Origin of the sequence: Burkholderia sp. HMSC10F09 (assembly GCF_001806955.1) — a bacterium.
Classification (GTDB): domain Bacteria; phylum Pseudomonadota; class Gammaproteobacteria; order Burkholderiales; family Burkholderiaceae; genus Burkholderia; species Burkholderia multivorans.
The window spans coordinates 1-850 of sequence record NZ_KV786939.1 but is presented as its reverse complement, the minus strand read 5'-3'; the positions used below and the strand labels follow the sequence as shown (position 1 = coordinate 850).

2 protein-coding genes are annotated in these 850 nt (G+C 64.0%); both read left to right on the top strand.

Annotated elements, in window-relative coordinates:
- Positions 1 to 514, top strand: a 514-nt coding sequence (gene hisM / locus HMPREF3115_RS28040) for a histidine ABC transporter permease HisM (protein WP_256276459.1), incomplete at its 5' end; no start/stop codon positions are given.
- Positions 515 to 532: 18 nt separating this feature from the next.
- On the top strand, positions 533 to 850 hold a 318-nt coding region (locus HMPREF3115_RS28035), incomplete at its 3' end, for an ATP-binding cassette domain-containing protein (RefSeq protein ID WP_141751750.1).

Sequence of the window (850 nt, the reverse complement as noted above, 5' to 3'; positions counted from 1 at the left end):
CGGCACGCCGCTCTACGTGCAGCTGCTGCTCTGCTATACGGGCCTGTACAGCCTGCAGGTCGTGCGCGGCACGCCGATGCTCGATGCGTTCTTCCGCGAAGGCATGAACTGCACGCTGCTCGCGTTCACGCTGAACACCTGCGCGTATACCACCGAGATCTTCGCGGGCGCGATCAAGGCGACGTCGTACGGCGAGATCGAAGCCGCGCGCGCGTACGGGATGTCGACGTTCACGATGTACCGCCGCGTGATCCTGCCGTCCGCGCTGCGCCGCTCGCTGCCGCTCTACAGCAACGAAGTGATCCTGATGCTGCACGCCACGACCGTCGCGTTCACCGCGACCGTGCCCGACATCCTGAAGATCGCGCGCGACGTCAACTCGGCGACCTACATGTCGTTCCACGCATTCGGGATCGCCGCCCTGCTCTATCTCGTGATCTCCTTCACGCTCGTCTGGCTGTTCCGCCGCGCCGAGCGCCGCTGGCTCGCGTATCTGCGCCCGCAAGGCAAGTAAGTTTCCGCAGGACTATTCATGAATTCCCAGACCCAGAAGCTTTTCGTCGACGATCTTCACAAGCGGTACGGCAGCAACGAGGTACTCAAGGGCGTGTCGCTGAAGGCGAACGCCGGCGACGTGATCAGCGTGATCGGCTCGTCCGGCTCCGGCAAAAGCACGATGCTGCGCTGTATCAACTTCCTCGAGCAGCCGAATGCGGGCCGCATCTTCGTCGACCGCGAGGAAGTGCGCACCGCGGCCGACAAGACGGGCGCACTGCGCGCCGCCGATCCGAAGCAGCTGCAGCGCGTACGCACGAAGCTCGCGATGGTGTTCCAGCACTTCAATCTGTGG